Source organism: Enterobacteriaceae bacterium Kacie_13 (genome assembly GCA_013457415.1).
GTDB lineage: Bacteria > Pseudomonadota > Gammaproteobacteria > Enterobacterales > Enterobacteriaceae > Rahnella.
This window is the reverse complement of the sequence record CP045665.1, coordinates 4,341,135-4,364,902: the sequence shown is the minus strand read 5'-3', so window position 1 is coordinate 4,364,902 and position 23,768 is coordinate 4,341,135. Positions and strand designations below refer to the sequence as shown.

The following is a 23,768-nucleotide window of genomic DNA, read 5'->3' as shown; positions in this document are numbered from 1 at the left end:
TTTTTGCATTCTGGCCGATCAACGGTTAATCAGTAGAAGGAGTGCTCGCCGCGCTGGTGTTCGGTCAGATCGCGAACGCCTTTCAGCTCAGGGAAGTTTTGCAGCAGTTCTTTCTCGATGCCGTCTTTCAGGGTGACATCAATCATGGAACAGCCGTTACAGCCGCCGCCGAATTGCAGGATTGCGATGCCGTCGTCAGTGATTTCCATCAGGGAAACACGGCCGCCGTGGCTGGCTAACTGCGGGTTAATCTGCGATTGCAGCTGGTATTCAACACGTTCCATCAGCGGCGCATCGTCAGACACTTTACGCATTTTGGCGTTTGGCGCTTTCAGCGTCAGCTGAGAACCGAGCTGGTCGGTCACGAAATCGATCACCGCATCTTGCAGATAAGGTGCGCTGAGCTCATCGACGAAAGCAGACAGCTTCTCGAACTTCAGTTCGGTATCCGTCGCTTCAACCGCGTCGGGTGGGCAATAGGAGACACCGCACTCTGCGGTTGGCGTACCCGGATTGATCACGAATACGCGGATTTGGGTGCCTTCTTCCTGGTTTGCCAGCAGTTTGGCAAAGTGCTCTTGGGCAGCATCGGTAACAAGGATCATAACATTAGCTCAATAGTTGACTATTCCAGTTGGTTATAATACGCCCTTTGCATTTACCCGTCATCCCTCGTGTTGCCGCAGTGTTAGCAGCACGTGCTCATGCTTACAGCGTCCGGCAAATACAGCCGATTTGCAGCGAAGCAACTCCCTGTTTACGCAGGATTTTACTGATTTCCCGCACCGTGCTGCCGGTGGTGACTACATCGTCAATCAACATCACGTGCTTATTGTGCAGATTTTCATGACAAGTAAACGCTTTGCGCAAATTCCACTTTCTTTCCCGCTCGGTCAGGCTTTGCTGCGGCGGCGTACGCCGGTCGCGGCTGATGGCATAGGGCCGAAAATCGCAGTGCAACCAGTGCGCCAGAGGGCGGGCGAGCAGTTCACTTTGATTATAGCCGCGTGAGAAATAGCGCTTTTGGTGCAGCGGAACGCTGAGGACAACATCCGGCCTTGGCAACGCACTTTCGCGCCGGCGTGCCTGCCAGCGCAGTAAAAGCAGGCGGGCGAGGGCGGTATCCAGCTCAGGCTGTTTAGAGAATTTCAGGCGCAGCACCAGCCCGCTGACCGGCATTTCATAAGGGCTGGCGAAGACCATCGCATCCCACGGCGGCGGTTTTTGCAGGCAACGGCCACACTCCAGATGTGCAGCGGCGCTCGGCAATCCGCAGCGCGGGCAGCAGGGAGGTATAGCGGGCAGATTTTTTAAACACAGACTGCAAATCCCCTGAACTGCAAGATGCAGCGGACACTGGCATAGCCAACAGCGGCTGGCAATTGTTAGCATAGTGGCGGGTTCCTTTTGCCATTCAGACAGACATGGACAATACGCTATGAACACGCTTTACCGGGAGACAATCGGCGAGGGAGATCGCCATCTTGTGCTGCTTCACGGATGGGGGCTGAACGCGCAAGTGTGGCGTTACACCGCCGGGCGACTTGCGCCGCATTTTTGTCTGCATCTGATCGACCTGCCGGGCTATGGTCGCAGTGAAGGATTTGGCGCGATGACGCTCGACCAAATGGCGGAAACCGTGCTGGCCGCTGCCCCTGAAAAATCCGCCTGGCTTGGCTGGTCTTTAGGCGGACTGGTCGCCAGTAAGATTGCGCTGACAGCGCCGCAGCGGGTGGAAAAACTCATTACCGTCGCCTCCTCGCCTTGTTTCGCTGCAGAGGACGACTGGCCGGGCATCCGCCCCGAAGTGCTGCATGGGTTCCAGCACCAGCTGAGTGAAGATTTCCAGCGCACGGTCGAGCGTTTTCTGGCGTTGCAAACGCTGGGCAGCGACAGCGCGCGGCAGGATGCGCGTCTGCTGAAATCCATCGTACTCGGCTTGCCGATGCCTGATGTGGATGTGCTCAACGGTGGCCTGGAGATTTTGCGCAGCGTTGACCTTCGCCAGCCGATGACCGCGCTGACTGTGCCGTTGCTGCGAATTTATGGCGCGCTGGACGGTCTGGTGCCGCGTAAGGTGGTGCCGTTGCTGGATCAACTCTGGCCGTTTTCACGTTCGGAAATCATGGCGAAGGCCTCACACGCGCCGTTTGTCTCGCATCCAGACGCCTTCTGTTCGATTGTTGAGTCCTTCCTGATTGCAGAATGAAAGGCAATGTAAATATTTTTTTCAAATTTCTGGATAATTTCCCAAGGTGACCAATACTTAAGCCGATATGACGGAGTGACTGGCAAGCGTAAGTTGTTACGCCTGCCTGTTTGCGTCTCTGGGGAGTTTACTGGTGTTTAACCATGAAGGTCATGCCAGCGCAACGACACTTTACGTTCATATCCTGACGGCTTTTTTGAAAACTATTCATCTAATTTAAAGGTAATGTCATGAAAACTAATAAAATTATCGTTGCGGCAATGCTGACCGGGTTATTCTCAATTAACGCCATGGCGGCGGATATGATCTCCAAAGAAGAAGCCAAAGAGAAGGGTTACACCAGCCTGGGTGTAGTCACCACCAGCAATGAATACACCGCGCCAATGGATGCCAAAGAAGAGCTGTCCAAACTGGCTGATGAAAAAGGCGGAAAATATTACGTTGTGATTGCAGCCCAAGAGAAAAAGAAAATCACTGCAACGGCAGAAGTCTTCAAATAATGCTGTTGAACTGAACCTGACTGAGGGATGCCACTGCGCATCCCTTTTTATTTCCACGCGTTTTGTGCGTCATCTCCCTTTCTGCATACTCCATTCTGCTGATTTATCGACGTTAATTTTAATCGTTACTCTTAGAGTAACGAAGTGTCAGCGCACTTAATTGATGGGCTCCCTTTAGATTCCTACACTTAACCCGTTACCTAAACAGGTCAAATGTGATGCAACCGCCACTTGCCTGAACCTCCCCCCGTTCTTTCTGTTTCGTCACGTCGGGAAGGCTTCAGCAAGCTCAACCCAGGGAGGTTTGGCATGCCGCAACATCCGCAGACCACGAAAGCGTGGGACACCCGCCGCAATGAAAAACAACGGCGTATCGACAGTGTCCGTTCCGTGGCCGAGGGTAAAGTGTTACCCACCGATAAAATCATTCCTATTCTTGAAGCGCTGATTGCTTCCGGCGACCGCGTGGTGATGGAAGGGAATAATCAGAAACAAGCCGATTTCCTGTCCCGTTCGCTGGCCAAAGTGAACCCTGAAAAGCTGCATGATTTGCATATGATCATGCCGAGCGTCAGCCGTGCCGAACATCTGGATCTCTTCGAACGCGGCATTGCCCGCAAACTCGATTTCGCCTTCTCCGGCCCGCAAAGCCTGCGCATCGCGCAGCTGCTGGAAGACGGTCAGATGGAAATCGGCGCTATTCACACTTACATCGAACTCTATTCCCGCCTGTACGTCGATCTGGTGCCAAACATCGCGCTGATCGCCGGTTTTAAAGCGGACCGTAAAGGCAATCTCTACACCGGTGCCAGCACCGAAGATACGCCCGCACTGGTCGAAGCTGCTGCCTTTAAAAACGGCATTGTCATTGCGCAGGTTAACGAACTGGTTGAAGACGACTGTGACCTGCCGCGCGTTGATATTCCGGGTGACTGGATTGATTTCGTGGTAGTGGCCGATAAGCCGTTCTTCATCGAACCGCTGTTTACCCGTGATCCGCGCCTGATTAAACCGGTTCACGTGCTGATGGCGATGATGGCTATCAAAGGTATCTACGCTAAACACAACGTGCAGTCGCTGAACCACGGCATCGGCTTTAACACCGCGGCTATCGAACTACTGCTGCCGACCTACGGCGAACAACTCGGCCTGCGCGGCAAAATCTGTAAACACTGGACGCTGAACCCGCACCCGACGCTGATCCCGGCCATCGAAAGCGGCTGGGTGGACACCGTTCACTGCTTCGGCGGCGAACTGGGGATGGAAGAGTACATCCGAGCCCGTCCTGACGTGTTCTTCACCGGTTCCGACGGCTCAATGCGTTCTAACCGCGCGTTCTGCCAGATGGCCGGTCAGTACGCGGTGGACATGTTCATCGGGTCTACTTTGCAGGTTGATGGCCTCGCCAACTCCTCCACCGTGACCCGCGGGCGTCTGGCCGGTTTCGGCGGTGCGCCAAATATGGGGCATGATCCGCACGGTCGTCGCCATGCGACGCCTGCCTGGCTCGATATGATTGAAGAGCCGGATCCGATGGCGCGCGGTAAAAAACTGGTCGTGCAGATGGTGGAAACTTTCCAGGCCGGTGGCAAACCGACGTTCGTAGAAAAACTCGAAGCGGTCGATGTGGGTAAAGAATCCGGTATGCCGCTGGCACCGGTAATGATTTATGGCGACGACGTTACCCACGTGCTGACTGAAGAAGGCATCGCCTATTTGTATCGCGCCCGCTCTCTGGAAGAACGCCGTGCGATGGTGGCCGCAGTGGCCGGGATCACCGACATCGGGCTGGGCGTTGACGCCAAACGCGTTGCCGACCTGCGTCGTCAGGAACTGGTGGTCTTCCCGGAAGACATGGGCATTCGCCGCACCGACGCCACCCGTTCTTTACTGGCGGCAGGTAGCGTGAGTGATCTGGTTGACTGGTCCGGCGGCTTGTATAACCCGCCCGCCAAATTCCGTAGCTGGTGACTCCGATGCCGCAGACTTTAACGATTGGCGCTGTGCTGACAGCGGAAGAACTGGCCGGAAGGCTGGCACACACGGCGACGCAGGCGCTGATCGACGAAGCGCGGCTTAGCCCGAAACCGGGGCTGGTGGACAGCCGGAGTTCTGGCGCACATCAGGATTTGAATCTGGATCTGATGGTGCGCTCGGCGCGCAGCCTGACCCCGACGTTTTATGCGCTGGCGTTACACAGCTGGCAGCGCCCGGCGGATATCGCCCTGCGTCAGGACATCGGACGTTTAGGCCGTGCAGGTGAGGCGCAGATGATGGCGGAAACCGGTGGAGTCAATACGCACCGGGGCGCTATCTGGGCGATGGGGTTGCTGGTCTGCGCCGTTGCCATGCAGCCGGAAAGCCTGCTGCCGCAGGATATTGCACAGCGTGCCGCAAAAATCGCGGCGTTGCCCGATGTGTTCAGCCCGAAAAAATTCAGTAAAGGCTCGCACGCCGTGCAGCGTTATCAGGTGCACGGCGCCCGCGAAGAGGCGCAGGGAGGATTCCCGCACATTATCGACTGCGCTCTGCCGCAGCTCCATCGCAGCCGTTCCCGCGGTGCCAGCGAAAGCGAAGCGCAGGTCGATGCCTTACTGGCGGTGATGACCCGACTTTCCGATACCTGCGTGCTGTCGCGTGGCGGATTACCGGCGCTGAATGCCATGCATCAGGGCGCACAGGCCGTGCTCGATGCCGGTGGGTTGTGCACCGATGCAGGCAGACAGCAGTTACGGAGTCTGGAACGCCGGATGCTGGCGGATAACGTCTCGCCCGGAGGAGCCGCCGATTTACTGGCTGCGACCCTGTTTCTGGACCGCGTCAGCGAACCCGACATGATACGAATTAACTAACATCAGTAAAAAGAGGTGTTATGGAACGTTTTGAATTTAATTACCCGGCGGCCAAACCGCTGGCAGTTCACGCCCAGGCGGGCGTGGTAGGTTCCGGTGACTTAGAAGCGCTGTACGAACCCCACGCGACGCAGGCGCTGAAAATTTCAGTGACCACTTCCGTCGATGGCAGCCACAGCCTGTGGCAGCACTTTTTCGACCGTCTGAGCAGCCTGCGTCAATTACCGGCAGGTCGCCTCGACATCCATGATTTTGGCGCCACACCAGGGGTTGCCCGTCTGCGTATCGAACAGGTCTTTGAGGAGGCTGAACATGCAAACTGATGCCGATCAGAGCTTTATCGAGCTAAATGCCCGCCAGCGCGCCCGCAAATTGCTGGACGCCGGGACTTTCCGCGAACTGCTGGGGCCGTTCGACCGCATCATGTCGCCGTGGCTGGAACCGCAGGGTATCGTCCCGCAGGCCGATGACGGCATGGTGGTCGCCAAAGGCCAGATCAACGGCCAGTCTGCGGTAGTTATCGCGATTGAAGGCAGTTTCCAGGGCGGCAGCATGGGCGAAGTGTCCGGTGCCAAAATGGCCGCCGCGCTGGAAATGGCGGCGGAAGATAACCGCAACGGTATCCCGACGCAGGCAGTTCTGCTGCTGGAAACCGGCGGAGTACGTTTGCAGGAAGCCAATCTGGGGCTGGCGGCAATCGCCGACATTCACGCTGCAATTGTCGATTTACGCCGCTATACGCCGGTGATTGGCGTCGTGGCCGGAACCGTCGGCTGCTTCGGCGGGATGTCGATTGCCGCCGCGCTGTGCAGCTATCTGATTGTCACCCGTGAAGCACGCCTCGGCCTGAACGGCCCGCAGGTGATCGAACAGGAAGCCGGTATCGATGAATACGATTCCCGCGACCGTCCGTTTATCTGGAGCATGACCGGCGGCGAAGTGCGTTATCACAGCGGCTTCGTGGATGCGCTGGTGAAAGATTCACTCGCAGAGGTAAAAGACAACGTGCTGGCCTTCATCAAAAAAGGTGTCCCTGCGACTCACCGTTCTGATAATTATGATTATTACCTGCCAAAACTGACCGGTTTTGACACCGCGCAGCAGGCCAGCCGTGACGTGACGGAAGCTTTGTTTAACCGGGAGGATCGCGCATGAGCAATTTTAATAGCAAGACCGTCAGCCGGGGTGATTACTGGTTTGCTGAACTGACCAAAGACGCTACGCCGGTGGCCGGTTTGTGTCCTTCCGTGAAAGCGGCGGACGGCAAAATCAACGATCAGGCCGTGCGTTTTATCGCCGTCGTGCCGGATAAAAACAACCATTATCCGCGCGCCGCAGGCGGTGAGGTCGGTCTGCTGGAAGGCTGGACGCTGGCGAAAGTGGTCAACGATGTGATTGCCGCCGATGCCCACGCTGCCACCAAACGCGCCATCGTGGCGGTCATTGATGTGCCGAGTCAGGCATATGGCCGTCGCGAAGAAGCGTTCGGCATTCATCAGGCGCTGGCCGGTGCCGCAGGCGCTTACGCCAATGCGCGTCTTGCCGGGCATCCGGTGGTCGGGCTGATTGTCGGCAAGGCGATGTCCGGGGCGTTTCTGGCACACGGCTATCAGGCCAACAAGTTGATCGCGTTCAAAAATAACGGCGTGATGATCCACGCGATGGGCAAAGAATCCGCTGCACGTATCACCTTACGCTCGGTGGACGCACTGGAAAAACTGGCCGCGACTATTCCGCCAATGGCCTATGACATCGAAAACTACGCCACGCTGGGTCTGTTGTCGCAACTGCTCGACATTGCTGACCCCGACAGCGCAACACCTGACGATATCGCACGTGTCGAAAACACAGTCTGGCAAAACATTCAGGACGCACGCAAAGAAGGCGTAAGCCTCAGCAATCGTCTGGGTGCCGAAAACCGCGCCAGTTCGCAGCGCGTTCGCCAGCAGATGCGCCAGGAATGGTAATTCGTTAACTACTTTCAGTCTCAACCGGTAACGCACCTGCAAACAGCGTGACGCAGCCGCATTGCGGGTTCCGCCCTGATGATTTTCAGGGTGCGAACCTGCTGTTGTCTGCAACTGGACTGTCATACTAAAAAAACCATCGCACCGGCGCTGACTGAGCATTCATTTTTGTCTCAGGAAACTCGCTATGACTTACGTAATTTTGCACGCGCTTGCCCCTATTTTCGTCATCATGATCCTCGGTTTTTATGCCGGGAAAGCGAAAATGGTGGATAACCAGAATGTCTCTTTACTGAATATTTTCGTGATGGATTTCGCTTTACCCGCTGCGCTGTTTGCAGCGACGGTACAAACGCCGTGGTCGGGCATTGTCGAACAGTCACCGCTGATTCTGGTGCTGGTGCTGGCGATGTGGATAACCTACGCGGCGATCTACTTTATCTGCACCAAAGTGTTTAAGAAGTCCGCGCAGGACGCCGCCGTGCTGACGCTGACCGTCGCGCTGCCAAACTATGCCGCGCTCGGTCTGCCGATTCTGAGCAGCGTAATGGGCGATGCGCCTTCGACGTCGCTGTCTGTGGCGGTTTCGATTGCCTGTGGTTCCGTGCTGATGACGCCATTCTGTCTGCTGATCCTGGAACGTGAAAAAGCGCGTTTAAGTGGCGAAAATCAGGGTTCATCGCTGGCGTTGCTGCCGGTACTGATGTGGCGTTCGGTAAAAAAACCGATCGTCTGGGCACCGCTGCTGGGTGTGATTCTGGCGGCGATTGGGATTAAAATGCCGGAAATTTTCCTGGCATCGATCAAGCCTCTGGGTCTGTCAGCGACCGCGTCTGCGCTGTTCCTGACCGGGGTGATCCTCTCCGCCCGTAAGCTGAAAATTAACGGTCCGGTGCTGTTATCCTGTATCGCAAAAAACCTGATCCAGCCGTTTATCGCCTGGGGTCTGGTCCTGGCGTTTGGCCTGAGCGGTCAGGTAGCGGTGACGGCGATTCTGATGATTGCGCTGTCTGCCGGTTTCTTCGGTATCGTGTTTGGAAACCGTTTTGGTGTGCAGTCGCCGGATGCCGAAGCGTCACTGCTGATTAGCTCGGTGTTGTGTATTGTGACGCTGCCGCTGTTTATCACGCTGACCGCTTCACTTCACTGATAAGAAAGGATGCAGAACGATGTCTCAACCGCGTGCCCATGATTTTATCTGGATCAATGACCGCTCAGCGCTCGACAGTGACGACGCCTTACCCGCGTGGGTAAACAGCAGCTGGCGCACCGCGCTGCCGCTGGTGGTGCGTCGCGATGCGCGTGCTGACGGCGCTGTTCCGGTGGGCATTCGCGGGCTGACCCGTATTCAGCGTGCCGCCGCCTGGGTCAGCCCGGCGGCGATCGTGCGGGTCGTGACGCCTGAATCACTGGTCAGCGACGTCAACGTGCTGCTGCACTCGCCGTTTGTGTCGCAACAACCGGTGCAGGCGTTGATCACGTTGTGCAGAATGCAGCTGCCCTTTACATGGGGCGTGACGGGCAGTTGCGCCTATGCGCTGGCCAGTGATCTTCCGGTGATGCACGCCGACAGCGATCTGGATTTACTGGTGCGCTGTGACGAAGCGGTCAGCCGCGCACAGTTCACCGAATTTTATGACCAGCTTCAGCGGCTTGTCTGCCGCGCCGATGTCCAGATCAATACACCACAAGGCGGATTTGCTCTCAGCGAATGGCTGCGTGGTGGTGATGTGATGCTGAAAACCGACACCGGCCCGTTGCGGGTCCGCGACCCGTGGCAATCGCCGGCAGGCTGATACCTGCTACCAGCAAGGAGTCCGATGAAAATCCTCTTTACCTTCCCCGGTCAGGGGCCGCAGGTGCCGCAGATGCTGCACCGTTTACCGGACAATGCCCTGACGCATTCACTCATTGAGCAGGCCAGCCGCGCACTCGGCGAAGACGTCCTGCACCTCGATACTGCCGACGCGTTACGCGACACTCGCGCGGTTCAGCTCTGTTTATTAATTGCCGGTGTGGTCTGGGCAAAACAATGTCAGGCCGAAGGCATCGACGCCGATTTTTGCAGCGGCCTGTCGATTGGTGCGTTTCCCGCCGCAGTGATCGCCGGTGCGCTGGAATTTTCACAGGCGGTAAAACTGGTCGCTTTGCGCGGCGAACTGATGCAACAGGCGTATCCGCAGGGCTTCGGCCTTTCGGCGATCACCGGCCTGCGTCAGAACCAAATAGAAGTGTTAGTGGCGCAGGTCCATACCCCGGAAACACCGGTATATCTGGCTAATATCAATGCCGAAGACCAGCTGGTGATCGCCGGGAGTGATGTTGCGATGCACGAAGTGATGCATCTTGCTAAAGCGCAGGGCGCGCAGAAAACCCACCGGCTGGCGGTCAGTGTGCCGTCGCACTGTGCCTTGCTCGACGCGCCTGCGGCAAAACTGGTGGACGCATTCAAAGACGTGATAATTTCCCGCCCGACCTGTGGCTATCTTAGTGGGACTACCGGACGGGTTTACTGGCAGCCGGAGAAAATTGCCGACGATCTGGCGATGAACATGGCGCGCACCGTCAACTGGCGTGACGCGATGGTCGCGGCGTATGAGCGTGATGTGCGTCTGGCACTTGAAATGCCACCTGGCGCAGTTCTTAGCGGCCTCACCCGACGCGCGATGGAGCAGGGCGAGGCGCTGTCTTTATGTCAGTCAGGTATGCAGGTCGCGAAACGTCTCGCAGCCCGGTTGCGGGAAAATGAGCGGTAGGACGGTCAGCGCTTGCGGCTCGCCAGCGCATACATCCGGCTTTCGGCTGCGAGGGCAAGCAGGTTTGGATCGTGCTCGCGGCTGTGCGGGAATACCAACGCGATGGTCTGGCGCATCTGGTAGGCTTCGGCCAGCGGCAGTAACCGTACCGTATTCTCATAAACACCCTTCATCCGGCCGGGGATCAGCGTATAGCCGACGCCTGCCTGCACCAGACTCAGCATCGAGAAAATATCATTCACCCGCGTCACAATATCCGGCTCAAATCCGGCAATCTGAAACGCTTCCTGAAAACCGTGATAAGTCGCGAACCCTTCGGCCAACGAGACGAATTTTTCCTGTTTGAAATCCCGTAAATCCGCCGTGCCTTCGGTCGCCATTTCTGAACTGGCGGGCGCCGCGAGAAAAATATCATCCTGAAAAAGTGGCAGCTGATCGTAACGCTGGGCGTCGATACTGGAGTCGCTGGTGGAAATCAGGATGGCATCGAGTTGGCCATCTTCCAGCTTGTGCAGTAAATCATTGTTTGACCCCATCACCAGTTCCAGCTCAAGCTCCGGACGGCGCAGTTTCAGCCCCATGATGAGGCGCGGAATGGTTTCCAGCGTCAGGGAATACAACGTACCGAGCTTCAGTCGTTTGTCGCCAAACCCGGCGGCACGCTGGGTGGCCTGAATACCGTGCTCCATCTGCTCGATGACCTGCGTGGCGTGTTCCAGCAACGCTTCGGCGGCGGGCAGTGGCAGCAGGTTGCGGCCTTTGTGGATGAACAGCGGACAGCGCAAACCTTCTTCCAGAGAATGTAGTGCGCGATGGACACTGACGCTGCTCAGCCCTAGCTGTTCGGCAGCACGGCTGATGTTCTGCTTTTCCATGTAGGCGAGGAAAATTTCGAGTTTGCGGAAAGTGATTTCACTGTCGATCATACGGGTTCCTGCGGCACGTTTGCGGCCTGAGGATAATAGCCGCAGTGCGGCTATTGAGAAAGAATTGGAATCACTGCGGGATGAGCTGATAGCTGACCGTCAGGCATTTTTTCCCTTCGGCGCAGCTTTTGCAGCCGCCGGAGAGGCAACTGTCGTCGGCTTCGACCGCTTCGGCTTTGCGCATCGCGACCAGCCTTTCGAGCATCGCCTGCACCAGCGGCTGTGGAGTATTGAGTTGCAGACTGAGCTGGCGGGCATCTGCCCTGCCAGCCAGTGCGAGGCTGTCACGTACCTGAATCAGACTGGCCATCATGTCTCCTAGTGGCAGTCGCTGCCGGTGGCGGGCGCACAGCAGGCTGCCGCTTTATGCGGTTGCAGATGCACGCTGACACGGCTGCGGGCCTTGCGCAGGGCGATAAGCACCAACGCGTTAAAGGCCAGCACGATAAGAATGAGGGTCATACTGTGTCCCGGATGATCGCGGAAGGTGGCTGCCTGATAGAACAACGTTGCCAATGAATAGGCGACGTTCAGACCCCAGAAGATGGAGAAAGTCATCCAGCTGCGGCTGGTTTCACGGGCAATCGCCCCCATCACCGACACACAGGGCACATACAGCAGCACGAAGATCAGATAGCTGTAGGCCGAAATTGCTGAGCCGAATTTGCTGCTCATTACGCCCATCGAGCTGACACCCATTTCGCCGTCGCCTTTGCTGGCTTCGATTGGGTTAGACAGCACGCTGATGCTGAATGTGTCTTTCAGCCCCTGCCAGGTCTCTTTCACCGCGCCGCCTAGTTCATCCACCAGGTTGAAATTCGCAGCATCAAATTCTTCATTGGTGATGTGTTCGGCGGTGTAAAGGGTGTTCAGCGTACCGACGACCACTTCTTTCGCCATCGCACCGGTCACCAGACCCACGGTCGCCTGCCAGTTATCGGTGTGCACGCCCATCGGCGAGAGTACCGGCGTCAGTACTTTACTGACTGAAGCGAGTGCCGAATCATTGATGTTATTCACCGCATTGCCGCTGAACGAGAAGCTATTCAGTGCGCCAATGAAAATACTGGCGATGACGATGACTTTACCGGCGCGCAGTACGAAACCTTTCAGGCGCTGCCAGGTTTGCAACAGCAGGCTTTTCAGATGCGGAACGTGGTACACCGGCAGCTCCATCACGAACGGTGATGCTTCGCCGCGCATGATGGTGTATTTGAGCAGCAGACCAGTGAGGATGGCGACCACAATGCCTAACAAATACAGTGAGAAGACCACGGAGGCGCCGTCCTGCCCGAAGAACGCTGCTGAGAAAACAGCGAAGATAGCCAGACGTGCGCCGCAGGACATAAACGGCGCCATCATAACGGTGATCAGACGTTCGCGCGGGGCATCCAGCGTACGGGCACCCATAATCGACGGGACGTTACAGCCGAAACCGACGATCAGCGGCACGAAGGATTTGCCTGGCAGGCCGAGCGCCTGCATCAGTCTGTCCATCACAAATGCGGCGCGCGCCATATAACCGGAATCTTCAAGGAAGGAGAGGAACAGGTACATCATGCCGATTTGCGGCACCAGTGGCAGAACGGTGTTGATCCCGCCGCCCACGCCCTGCGCGAGGAAAATCGTCAGCCACTGCGGGAAGTGCAGGGTATAACCAATCCACTGCATGCCCTGAATGAAAATCGCCGCCGAGCCGATATCGAAAATCGGCTGCAATGCACCGCCGATGTTGATCGCCAAAACGAACATCAGGTACATCACCAGCAGGAAAATCGGTACACCGAGGAAACGGTTGAGGATCACGCGGTCCAGCACCTGCGTCAGTTTATTCGGCGCGGTGAGGTGTGAGTTGCTGATTTCAGCACTCAGCTGGGCGATGGACTGATAGCGCGCATCGGCGATCAGCAGCGCCGGGTCATCCAGCTCCTGTACCGCCAGTCGGGCTTTCACTTCCGGCAGCAGCTGTTGCGCATTACCGGCGTGAGTCTGGCTGTAGATATCGCCTTCGAGAATTTGCAAAGCCAGCCAGCGACGTTGTTGCAGCGCCATCTCTGACGGCATGGCAGCAGCCAGCACGTCCACTTCTTGTTGCAGCAGCGGATGATAGGTTACGCGCCCAAGCGTGGTGGCCGGTGGCAACTGGTCGATGGCCATTTTCAGTTCTTTAATGCCGGAAGCGCGGGTAGACACCAGCGCGATGACCGGGCAACCCAGACGTGCAGACAGCGCCGGGATATCGATATTGATGTTTTGAATTTTGGCGATGTCGAGCATGTTCAGCGCGACGATGCACGGAATGCCGAGCTCGAGCAGTTGCAGCGTCAGGTACAGATTGCGCTCAAGGTTGGAGGCATCCACGACGTTAATCATCAGATCGGCATCGCCGCTGAGAATGTAGTGGCAGGCAATCTGTTCGTCGAGCGAGGTTTGTTCGGAAATGGTGGTCAGGGAGTAAGTGCCCGGTAAGTCCACCAGCGTGATTTTATGATCTTCGGTGGCGAACTGGCCTTCTTTGCGTTCGACGGTTACGCCTGCCCAGTTGCCTACGCGCTGGCGGGAACCGGTCAGCTGATTAAAAAGGGTGGTTTTACCTGAGTTGGGATTACCAATCAGGCCAATGGTCAGTGCTTTCATACGTTCAGATCTACGTGTGAGAAAGGAGAAACGCGCAGGGGATCAGTGGGGCCTGCGCAAAAAGTCAGGCCAGCATTTCGAGCTTGAGCAGATCGAGATCTTTCCTGCGCACGACCAGACTGGTGCGGCGGGTCTCGATTTGTACCGGGTCGCCCATCGGTGCAACGCGGATAATGTTGAAGAACGATCCCGGCAGCATGCCGAGTGACAGCAGTTTCTGACGAAAGGCCGGACTGATTTCATGAGAAAAGCCGGTAATTTTGTAAGCACGTTGTGACTGAAGTTGCATGAGTTCCTCGCGAAGCGATCAGGCGTTGTGGGGGCAGCGTTGAAAAGACTACGTCGCGCTTCCCTGCCCGGTTATTCCACTTAAATGCGATTTATGTTGCAAAAAAACTGCTCAGAAATTGTCCCTGGTGGGCAAATGCCAGCGGGTCGCTGACGGCGTACTGAATACGCAAAGTAGTACAAACGAAAATAGTTATCATAATTAGTACGCATGGCGAGACAAAAAGAAAAGAGGCTTGCCTCTTCACGGATGTCCCTACCGCGTTGCTATCCTATGCCTGTGGAATCTCGGTTTTATTGATTTACCGCAGTGATTGATTCATTAGGAGACACTTTAAAAAGTGTCGAAAAAAAGTACATAAAAAAGCCGCTAAAATTCAGCGGCTTTCGTTGGATGGCTTAAAACGTAAAAATTAGCGTTTTTTACCCAATGCGGCAGCAAGTGCATCGGCCATTGCATTATTGCCCGCCGGAGCCGCATTGCGTCCCGCCGGTTTGTTTTGCGCCGGACGTTTCTGACCTTCGCGGTTGTCCCCTGCGGCAGGCGCGGAGGCGCGTCGTCCCGGCGCTTCTCCCGGTTGCTCGTCCAGACGCATGGTCAGCGCGATACGTTTGCGTTGCAGATCGACTTCCATCACTTTGACTTTAACGATATCGCCGGCTTTCACCACCGTGTGGGGATCTTCGACGAATTTGTTGGCCAGAGATGAGATGTGCACCAGCCCGTCCTGATGAACGCCGATATCGACGAACGCACCGAAGTTAGTGACGTTAGTGACCGAGCCTTCAAGGATCATGCCCGGCATCAGGTCGTTCATGGTTTCCACGCCATCGGCAAAAGTCGCGGTTTTAAACTCAGGGCGCGGATCGTGCCCCGGTTTTTCCAGCTCTTTGATGATGTCAGTGACGGTCGGCACACCAAATCTATCATCGGTGAATTCGCTGGCTTTCAGGCCGCGCAGCGCATTCGAGTCGCCCATTAGATCTTTCAGCGCCAGCTGCGTCGCCGCCAGTATGCGCTCCACCACCGGATATGTTTCCGGGTGAACCGTTGAGGCGTCGAGCGGGTTATCACCCTGGTTGATGCGCAGGAAGCCCGCACACTGTTCGAAGGCTTTCGGCCCCAGACGGCTGACTTTCAGCAGCTGTTCACGATTGCGGAACTGACCATTCTCATCACGCCAGTTGACGATATTCTGCGCCATCATGCGGGTCAGACCGGCAACGCGGGTCAGCAGCGGCACGGACGCGGTGTTGAGATCCACACCCACGGCGTTCACGCAGTCTTCCACCACGGTATCGAGCTTTTTCGCCAGCTGTGACTGGCTGACATCGTGCTGATACTGACCGACACCGATGGATTTAGGATCGATTTTCACCAGCTCGGCCAGCGGATCCTGCAAACGACGGGCGATAGACACCGCACCACGAATGGATACGTCGAGATCCGGGAATTCCAGCGCCGCCAGTTCGGAGGCGGAATAGACTGATGCCCCGGCTTCGCTGACGATAACTTTCTGCGCTTTTACCGCCGGGAACTGTTTTTGCAGCTCAATGAAGAAACGTTCGGTTTCGCGCGATGCAGTCCCGTTGCCGATCGCCACCAGCTCGACGTTATGTTTGATGCACAGTGCCGCGACCTGCTGGGCGGCTTTCGCAGCCTGACCAGTGTGTGGATAAACGGTATCGATACCCACCAGTTTGCCGGTGTTATCCACAACCGCGACTTTCACACCGGTACGCAGACCCGGATCGAGACCCATCGTGGCGCGCATACCCGCCGGGGCGGTCATCAGCAGATCGTGCATATTACGGGCGAAAACGTTAATCGCTTCGTCTTCGGCGCGTTCTCGCACGGTGCCCATCAGCTCGGTTTCAAGGTGCAGCAACACTTTAATGCGCCAGGTCCAGTTAACCACCGCACGGCGCCAGACATCAGCCGGTGCGTTGTTGAGGCGCAGGCCCAGATGATCGATGATCAGCTGTTCTGCATAGCTCTCTTTCGGCGGTTCGTCGTGCTGCGGATCGGCATTCAGCGCCAGCTGTAAGACGCCTTCGTTGCGGCCACGGAACATCGCCAGCGCACGGTGCGACGGGACTTTGGCAATCGGTTCGTGATGATCGAAATAGTCGCTGAATTTTGCGCCTTCCTGCGCTTTGCCTTCAACCATTCGCGAAGTCAGATGGGCATTTTTCCACAGGTAGTCGCGGACTTTCGCCAGCAGCGCGGCATCTTCTGCGAAACGTTCCATCAGGATGTAGCGCGCGCCGTCCAGTGCGGCTTTAGTGTCGGCGACACCTTTTTCAGCATCGACAAATTTTGCAGCCGTCGCGTCAGGCTCGTTTTGCGGATCGTTCCACAGCAATTCTGCCAGTGGCTCCAGTCCGGCTTCGATAGCGATTTGCCCGCGCGTGCGGCGCTTCGGTTTGAAGGGCAGGTAAAGGTCTTCCAGCTCGGTTTTGCTCAGCGTGGTGTTGATCGCTTTCGCCAGACTGTCGCTCAGTTTACCCTGTTCCTCGATGGATTTGAGGATAGTCTGTCGGCGGTCTTCCAGTTCACGCAGATAGCCCAGACGGGTGTCCAACTGACGCAGCTGGGTATCATCCAACCCACCGGTGACTTCCTTACGATACCGCGCAATAAACGGCACGGTATTACCTTCATCCAGCAAGCGCACCACGGAAGCAACTTGCTCCGGGCGAACCTGCAATTCACTTGCGATAATGCGGCTCAGTTGATCATTCATAGGTCTGGTATCAGTTTTTCATTAGTGAGTGACGTAAAAAGCAGGGGCACAGTTATACGGTTTGAAGGCTGAAAATGCCAGCCGTCAGGAGGATGTGCCTCACGTTTTGAGAGTTAGCTGATCATTTAACGTATTCAATGTTATTGACGTACCAGGTGGCGTCACCGACGGGCGTGGTGACCACCAGACTGTCACCGACTTCCTTTTTCAGCAGCGCACGCGCCATCGGGGAGTCGATAGAAATATAGTCTTTGCGGCCAAAGATTTCGTCATAGCCAACGATGCGAAAACGCTTGATGTCGCCGTCGTCGTTTTCCACTTCTACCCATGCGCCAAAGAACACTTTGCCGTCCTGCTGCGGCGAGTAATCGACAATGCGCAGCTGTTCCATGCATTTGGTCAGATAGCGGATGCGGCGGTCGATCTCACGCAGGCGCTTTTTGTTGTACTGGTAATCGGCATTTTCGCTGCGATCGCCCAGACTGGCGGCCCAGGTGACCTTTTTGGTGACTTCCGGACGTTCTTCGCGCCACAGAAAGTCCAGCTCAGTTTTGAGTTTGTCGTAGCCTTCGCGGGTTATGAGTTTGGTCTTCATGCTACCTGTCGCCTTCCACACGTGTGTATTCCAAAATTCCTGCAGCCATTGTTTCACACAATCGCATGGCTGACAGCGCAGAAATTGGTCGAAAAATCCGATGGGATGCTACGCTTTATCTGATGGCTTTTTAGTCGAATAATTATTATCCTTCGCCGCGCTATTACGGTTTTGTTAACATTTAAGAAATTTCGCAATATTCTGAATACATAAAAGTTTTACTAAAAAATCACTTCTGGTTACGGGTCACAGGGATTAGGGGTACAGCTACAAATGGATTTACTCAAATTTTTACTTCGTCTGCCTTTTACTTTGATAAGAGGCGTCCTGCGCGCGCTGGCCTTTATTTTCGGGCTGCTTGGTCGTGTCATTAAACCTGTTGTCGGCAACATCGACTGGCGTGCGCCGGTCTGGTGGACGGCAATGTCCGGCGGGCTGAAACGCATTTTTGCGCGTATGGAAGGCGGGGTGGATAAAAATCCGAAAGCCATCAGCCTGTCAATTTTGGTGTTGCTGTGCGTCGCGGGTGCAGGCGTTTATGGCTACCACTGGTGGTTAAACCGCCCGCAGCCGATCGAACCGGCACCGATGGTGTATCAGGAAACCAGCGTGCGCGTCAGCGGCCCGGAAGTGGTGAACTACGCCGCGCAAAAGCCGGCACCGCAGCAAGTGTCGTTTTACTTCAAAAACTCTGTCGCGCCGCTGACTGACGTCGGCAAAGTGGTCGAAAAAGGGGTTTCCCTGAAACCTGCCGCTGAAGGTGAGTGGAAATGGCTGAGCGGCTATACGTTAGCCTTCGTACCGAAAAATCCGCTGCCGATGGGCACCAAATATGAAGTGAATTTCACCCCCGATGTGCTGCTTGCCCCGCAGATCAAACTGGCGGTGACCAAGTATGAATTCACGGCGCCAGCGTTTGATTATCAGCTTGGTGAAGCCGAGTATTATCAGGACCCGCAGGATCCTCAGAAACGCAGCGCGATTTTTAACGTCAAATTCAATGCGCCGGTGGATGTTGCCAGCTTTGAGAAACAGATTTCTCTCGGCCTGACCGAAGGCAAAGCCAAAACCGAATCCAGACTCAACTACTCCGTGGTTTATGACCAGAAAAAACTCAATGCCTGGGTGCATTCCGAACCGCTGAAATCCCTCGATCACGGCGGTGCAGTGCATGTGACGATAGGTGAGGGCGTGAAAGCCTCGGTCGCGTCGAATGCCACCACGCAGGCGCGTAACGGCTGGGTTTCCGTGCCAACGCTCTATAGCCTGGCGGTCAGCGAAGCCAGTGCGCAGGTCGTGGACGCCGAAGGTTCGAAAGGTCAGCGAGCGTTGATCGTCGGGTTCAGTGATGCGGTGAAAGACAAAGATATCCGTCGTGCGGTAAAAGTCTGGCTGTTGCCGCAGCATGACCCGAATGATTCGCAATCTGCGACCGGCCCGGATGATTACGCCAGCTGGGATGTGCAGAGTGTGGAAAACAACGTGCTGGCGCAGTCCACACCGTTAAATATTCAGCTTAATGATGCCGAAAGCGATTATCAGCCACAGTTCAGTTTCCGCTTCGATGCGCCTGCGCATCGTTCCATGCTGGTGGAAATCGATAACGTGCTGACGTCCTCCGGCGGCTACAAAATGCCGGAAAAAGTCTACCGCATTGTACAGGTACCGGATTATCCGAAATCGCTGCAATTTATGTCGCAGGGTTCGCTGCTGTCGGTCAACGGTGATAAACAAATCAGCGTCGCGGCGCGCAATGTGCCGGGCATGCGTCTGGACATCAAACGTGTGATCCCAAGCCAGTTGCAACATATCGTTTCCTTCAAAAGCCGTCAGTACTCTTCGGCGGAATTTAACCGCCTGAACGACGAGTACTTCACCGAGCACTTTAAATACCAGACGGCGGTGAATAACGATAAACCGGGTGAAGTGAATTATCAGGGCGTCGATCTTTCCCGTTATCTTTCGACCGATCCGGCCTCCCATCGCGGCGTGTTCCTGCTGACGCTGTCAGAATGGGATCCGAAGAAGAAAGAAGATAAACCGGCCACCGATGACGATGGCAATCAGTATGAAGAGGGCGATCAGAGTGGGGACGACGCGCCGGTCGGCGATTCCCGCTTTGTGGTGGTTACCGATCTGGGCATTATTGCCAAGCGTTCGCAGGATAAAACCCGCGATGTGTTTGTGCAGTCGATTCACAGCGGTACGCCGGTCAGTAACGCCAAAGTGTCGGTGATTGCGAAAAACGGCGTGACGCTGCTTTCTCAAACTACCGGTGCCGACGGCCATGTGCGGTTCCCTGCGCTGGACGTTTATACCAGCGAACGTCAGCCGGTGATGTTCCTGGTGGAAAAAGAGGGCGATGTCTCCTTCCTGCCTGCCGATCGTGATAACGACCGCGGCCTCGACTTCTCACGTTTTGATGTCGACGGCGAAATCACCCCGAACGACCCGCGCACGCTGAGCAGCTACCTGTTCTCCGACCGCGGCGTTTACCGTCCGGGTGATACGTTCAATATTGGTCTGATCACCCGCGCCGCCGAGTGGAGCAATGGTCTGGCGGGCGTGCCGGTACGTGCAGAAATTCACGACCCGCGCGACAAGCTGATGAGCACTATTCCGCTGACGCTCGGTGCCAGTGGTTTCAACGAACTGAGCTACACCACTGACGAGAATTCGCCGACCGGCGAGTGGAACGTCTATCTGTATCTGATCGGCAAAGATAATGAATCTTCAACGTTCCTTGGGCATACCTCGGTGAACGTCAAAGAGTTCGAGCCGGATCAGCTGAAAGTTAAACTCCAGCTGACGCCGGAACGCAAACAGGGCTGGGTGAAACCTTCAGAATTACAAGCCAATATCGATGTGCAAAATCTATTCGGTACGCCTGCGCAGGATCGTCGTGTGGCCTCGAAACTGACGCTGCGCCCGATGTACCCGAGCTTCGATCAGTTCCCTGAATACGCGTTCTACGAGAATCGCCAGAACAGCGACGGTTTTGAAACAGAGCTGGAAGACCGTACCACCGATGAAAAAGGGGGCGCGACTATTCCGCTGGATCTGAAATCTTACGCCGATGCGACCTATCAGCTGCAACTCCTGTCGGAAGCCTTTGTGGCGGGCGGCGGGCGCTCTGTATCCGCTACCGCACGGGTCCTGGTGTCGCCGTATGATTATCTGGTCGGTGTGAAACCGGACGGCGATCTGGGGTACATCAACCACGGCGCGGTGCGTCATCTGAACGTGATTGCCGTTGACCCGACGCTGAAACAAATCGCCCTGCCTGCGCTGAAAGTGGCGCTGATCGAACAGAAATACATTTCTGTACTGACCAAACAGGATTCTGGCGTTTACAAATATCAGTCGAAAATGAAGGAAGTGCAGCTTTCAGAGCAGCCGCTAGCGCTGACCGCACAGGGCAATGACCTGACACTTGCAACCGATAAGCCGGGTGATTTCGTGCTGGTCGTCGAAGATGCGCAGGGCAACGTTCTAAATCGCATCGGTTATACCGTCGCCGGTAACGCCAACCTCAGCCGTTCGCTGGACAGAAACGCCGAGCTGAAGCTGAAACTGAATCAGGGCGAATATCTGCCGGGCGATGAAATCGAAGTGTCAGTCAACGCGCCTTACACCGGCAGCGGTCTCATTACCATTGAGAAAGACAAAGTCTACAGCTGGCAGTGGTTCCACACCGATACCACCAGTTCGGTACAGAAAATTCGCGTACCGGCGGGCATGGAAGGCAACGGCTACATCAACGTACAGTTCGTGCGTGATGTTAATTCTGATGAAATTTTCATGAGTCCGCTGAGCTACGGTGTGATGCCGTTCAAAATCAGCACCAAGGCGCGTCAAAACTCTCTGCAAGTCCATGCGCCGGACGTGATCAAACCGGGTGAGAATCTGGCGATGACGGTCACGACCGACGGTCCGCAGCAGGTCGCGTTGTTTGCCGTGGATGAGGGCATCTTGCAGGTGGCTCGTTATCGCCTGAAAGATCCTCTGGAGTATTTCTTCCGCAAGCGTGAACTGGGCGTGGAAAGCTCGCAAATTCTCGACCTGATCCTGCCGGAGTTCAGCAAGCTGATGCAGCTGGCGGCGGCACCGGGCGGTGACGGCGGCGAAGGGCTGGATCTGAACGTCAATCCGTTCAAACGCAAACGCGATAAGCCGGTGGCCTACTGGTCTGGCATCACTGAAGTCAACGGCCAGAAGCAGTTCGATTATCAGGTACCAGATTATTTCAACGGTAAAATCCGCGTAATGGCAATCTCCGTCACGCCGGACAAAATCGGCAAAGCGCAGACGTCTGCCACCGTGCGTGACAACTTCATCATGACGCCGAACGTGCCGTCGATGGTGGCGCCGGGCGATGAGTTTGACGTCAGCGTGGGCGTGAGTAATAACCTCGAAGGGCTGAATGGCAAGAGCGTGGCGATCGCCGTGCATCTGGCCGTACCGCCGCAACTGGACGTGGTCGGCAAAGCGGATCAGAGCCTGTCGCTGGCAGAAAAACGCGAGGGCGTGATTAACTTCCGTCTGCGCGCCAACGCCGTTCCTGGCGATGCGCCGCTGGTGTTTGAAGCGACCTATGCAGATAAAACCAGCCGCCGCACCATCAGTACGTCGGTGCGTCCGGCGATGCCGTTCCGCACGCAGTCCGTTATGGGCCGCATGAGCGGCAGCAGCCAGAACGTCGATAATCTGCGTCAAATGTTTGATGCCTACGCGGTACGTAAGGCAGCGGTCTCCAATTCACCGCTGGTGCTGACCAGCGGACTGTCACAGTATCTGGCGGATTATCCGTACTACTGTTCTGAGCAGATTGTCAGCCGTTCGATTCCGATGATCCTCGAAGGTCTGCATCCGGAGATGAAAGGCAGCCTGAGCCAGGCCGAGACCAGCAAAAAACTGAAAGACATGCTGGCCATCCTGCGCTCGCGTCAAAACGACAGTGGCGCGATTGGCCTGTGGCGTTCGTCGCCGGAAACCGATCCGTTCGTCACGCCTTACGTGGTGCAATATCTGCTGGAAGCCAAAGCGGCGGGTGTGGCATTACCGGCCGGCATGCTTGAAGAAGCCAATGCGGCGCTGCGCGTGCTGGCGGCAAATCAGAATGACGATTTGTATAATCTGCGTCTGCGCGCATGGGCGGTGTATCTGCTGACGCGTCAGGGTGAAATCACCACCAGTTCATTGGCGTCGGTGCAGGATACGCTGCAACAACGTTATCCGGACACGTGGAAAACCGATCTCAGTGCGATGTATCTGGCCTCGTCTTACCGCATGCTGAAAATGGATGATGAAGCCAATACGCTGTTGCAGCCGACGTGGAAACAGCTGAGCAAGGCGTACGACAAAGGCTGGTGGACGCAGAGTTACTTCGACCCGCTGGTGCAGGACGCGACGCGGCTGTATCTGATTACCCGTCACTTCCCAGAAAAAGTGTCGGCGATCCCGCCACAGGTATTGGAAAACATGGTCCGGTCGCTGAAAGAAGAGCGTTACACCACGTATTCCTCTGCGATGAGTATTCTGGCGCTGGAGAGTTATTCCGCACAGGTCGCGGCGCAGGCAACTGCACCAGATGCGCTGAAAATCACGCAGATCAGCAAAAACAAAAATGTTGAACCGCAGCTGATTTCAAGCGTTCAGGGGCTGTTTGCCAAAGCCAATTTCACTGCCGATGCCAAAGCCATTCGGATGGAAAACGGTAACGATGCGCCCGCCTGGTATGTGGTCACTCAGGCTGGTTACGATCTGGCGGCACCTAAAAAAGCCATCTCGCGCGGTTTGGAAATCACCCGTGATTACACCGACGAAAAAGGCAATCCGGTCACGCAGGTGACGCTGGGGCAGAAGATCAATGTACACCTGAAGGTTCGCGCTAATTCGAAAGAAGGGCAGAGCAATCTCGCGATTGTCGATTTGCTGCCGGGCGGATTTGAAGTGGTACAACAGACGCCACCGGAACCGGAAGCTGACAGCAGTGACGAAAGCAGTGAGGCCGATGCGTCGGCGTCCTGGCAGTCACCGCTGGCCGCATCGGGCTCGACGTGGGCGCCGGACTACAGTGATATTCGCGAAGATCGCGTGGTCATTTACGGCAGCGCCAGTACCGACGTGCAGGAGTTTGTGTATCAGATCAAAGCCACCAACACCGGTAGCTTTGTGATCCCGCCAGCGTATGGCGAGGCGATGTACGACCGCGAAGTTCAGGCATTGTCGGTCAGTGATAAAAAACTGGTTGTCGTGCCTGCGGCTGACAATAAATAACAGCGGGTGCAA

19 protein-coding genes are annotated in these 23,768 nt (G+C 56.0%); 11 read left to right on the top strand and 8 right to left on the bottom strand.

Translation table 11 applies throughout. The features are described from left to right. Positions 1-29 precede the first annotated feature (29 nt). Positions 30-605 (bottom strand): Fe-S biogenesis protein NfuA, encoded by a 576-nt coding sequence (gene nfuA / locus GE278_20065; GenBank protein ID QLK62903.1) that lies wholly within the window; start codon positions 603-605, stop codon positions 30-32. A 103-nt stretch (positions 606-708) separates the two neighbouring features. Beyond that, positions 709-1,392, bottom strand: coding sequence for a DNA utilization protein GntX (gene gntX, locus GE278_20060; GenBank protein ID QLK62902.1), 684 nt, complete (start codon positions 1,390-1,392; stop codon positions 709-711). A gap of 46 nt (positions 1,393-1,438) precedes the next feature. On the opposite strand from gntX, the gene bioH reads away from it, so the two are divergent. The 10 genes from bioH (at position 1,439) to mdcH (ending at position 10,284) form a co-directional block, all read left to right on the top strand. Then, a complete protein-coding gene (gene bioH, locus GE278_20055) occupies positions 1,439-2,209 on the top strand; it encodes a pimeloyl-ACP methyl ester esterase BioH (GenBank protein QLK62901.1) in 771 nt (256 codons plus the stop codon). 230 nt (positions 2,210-2,439) lie between these two features. Then, the gene (locus tag GE278_20050) at positions 2,440-2,709 is read left to right on the top strand and encodes a DUF1471 domain-containing protein (protein QLK62900.1); all 270 of its coding nucleotides are present in this window, start codon (positions 2,440-2,442) and stop codon (positions 2,707-2,709) included. A 309-nt stretch (positions 2,710-3,018) separates the two neighbouring features. Continuing rightward, entirely contained in the window at positions 3,019-4,680 is a 1,662-nt protein-coding gene (gene mdcA / locus GE278_20045) for a malonate decarboxylase subunit alpha (protein ID QLK62899.1), read from the top strand. 5 nt (positions 4,681-4,685) lie between these two features. Then, positions 4,686-5,561, top strand: coding sequence for a triphosphoribosyl-dephospho-CoA synthase (locus GE278_20040; protein QLK62898.1), 876 nt, complete (start codon positions 4,686-4,688; stop codon positions 5,559-5,561). A gap of 20 nt (positions 5,562-5,581) precedes the next feature. After that, a complete protein-coding gene (locus tag GE278_20035) occupies positions 5,582-5,884 on the top strand; it encodes a malonate decarboxylase subunit delta (protein ID QLK62897.1) in 303 nt (100 codons plus the stop codon). Beyond that, positions 5,874-6,716 (top strand): biotin-independent malonate decarboxylase subunit beta, encoded by an 843-nt coding sequence (locus GE278_20030; GenBank protein ID QLK62896.1) that lies wholly within the window; start codon positions 5,874-5,876, stop codon positions 6,714-6,716. Before GE278_20035 ends, GE278_20030 begins: the two co-directional genes overlap by 11 nt. Then, positions 6,713-7,528: a biotin-independent malonate decarboxylase subunit gamma gene (gene mdcE / locus GE278_20025; GenBank protein ID QLK62895.1), complete on the top strand. Its 816-nt coding sequence runs from the start codon at positions 6,713-6,715 to the stop codon at positions 7,526-7,528. Before GE278_20030 ends, mdcE begins: the two co-directional genes overlap by 4 nt. Positions 7,529-7,715: 187 nt before the next feature. Further along, a complete protein-coding gene (locus GE278_20020) occupies positions 7,716-8,678 on the top strand; it encodes an AEC family transporter (protein QLK62894.1) in 963 nt (320 codons plus the stop codon). A 19-nt stretch (positions 8,679-8,697) separates the two neighbouring features. Next, positions 8,698-9,324, top strand: a complete 627-nt coding sequence (locus GE278_20015) for a malonate decarboxylase holo-ACP synthase (protein ID QLK62893.1) — start codon at positions 8,698-8,700, stop codon at positions 9,322-9,324. 24 nt (positions 9,325-9,348) lie between these two features. Then, entirely contained in the window at positions 9,349-10,284 is a 936-nt protein-coding gene (mdcH, locus tag GE278_20010) for a malonate decarboxylase subunit epsilon (GenBank protein QLK62892.1), read from the top strand. A 5-nt stretch (positions 10,285-10,289) separates the two neighbouring features. Here the strand turns inward: mdcH and GE278_20005 are convergent, their stop codons facing one another. The 6 genes from GE278_20005 to greB form a co-directional block, all read right to left on the bottom strand. Then, positions 10,290-11,210, bottom strand: coding sequence for a LysR family transcriptional regulator (locus tag GE278_20005; GenBank protein ID QLK62891.1), 921 nt, complete (start codon positions 11,208-11,210; stop codon positions 10,290-10,292). 70 nt (positions 11,211-11,280) lie between these two features. Beyond that, on the bottom strand, positions 11,281-11,520 hold the full coding sequence (locus GE278_20000; GenBank protein ID QLK63362.1) for a ferrous iron transporter C: 240 nt from the start codon (positions 11,518-11,520) through the stop codon (positions 11,281-11,283). 8 nt (positions 11,521-11,528) lie between these two features. Continuing rightward, on the bottom strand, positions 11,529-13,847 hold the full coding sequence (gene feoB / locus GE278_19995; protein ID QLK62890.1) for a Fe(2+) transporter permease subunit FeoB: 2,319 nt from the start codon (positions 13,845-13,847) through the stop codon (positions 11,529-11,531). 64 nt (positions 13,848-13,911) lie between these two features. Continuing rightward, positions 13,912-14,136, bottom strand: coding sequence for a ferrous iron transporter A (feoA, locus tag GE278_19990; protein ID QLK62889.1), 225 nt, complete (start codon positions 14,134-14,136; stop codon positions 13,912-13,914). A 412-nt stretch (positions 14,137-14,548) separates the two neighbouring features. Next, entirely contained in the window at positions 14,549-16,882 is a 2,334-nt protein-coding gene (locus GE278_19985; protein QLK62888.1) for a S1 RNA-binding domain-containing protein, read from the bottom strand. Between the two features lie 121 nt (positions 16,883-17,003). After that, positions 17,004-17,477 carry a transcription elongation factor GreB gene (greB, locus tag GE278_19980; GenBank protein QLK62887.1) on the bottom strand — a complete coding sequence of 158 codons (474 nt, stop codon included), beginning with the start codon at positions 17,475-17,477 and terminating at the stop codon, positions 17,004-17,006. 273 nt (positions 17,478-17,750) lie between these two features. Between greB and GE278_19975 the strand changes: the two genes are divergently transcribed. Beyond that, complete coding sequence (locus GE278_19975; protein ID QLK62886.1) at positions 17,751-23,756, top strand: alpha-2-macroglobulin family protein; 6,006 nt, start codon at positions 17,751-17,753, stop codon at positions 23,754-23,756. The last annotated feature ends 12 nt before the right edge of the window (positions 23,757-23,768 follow it).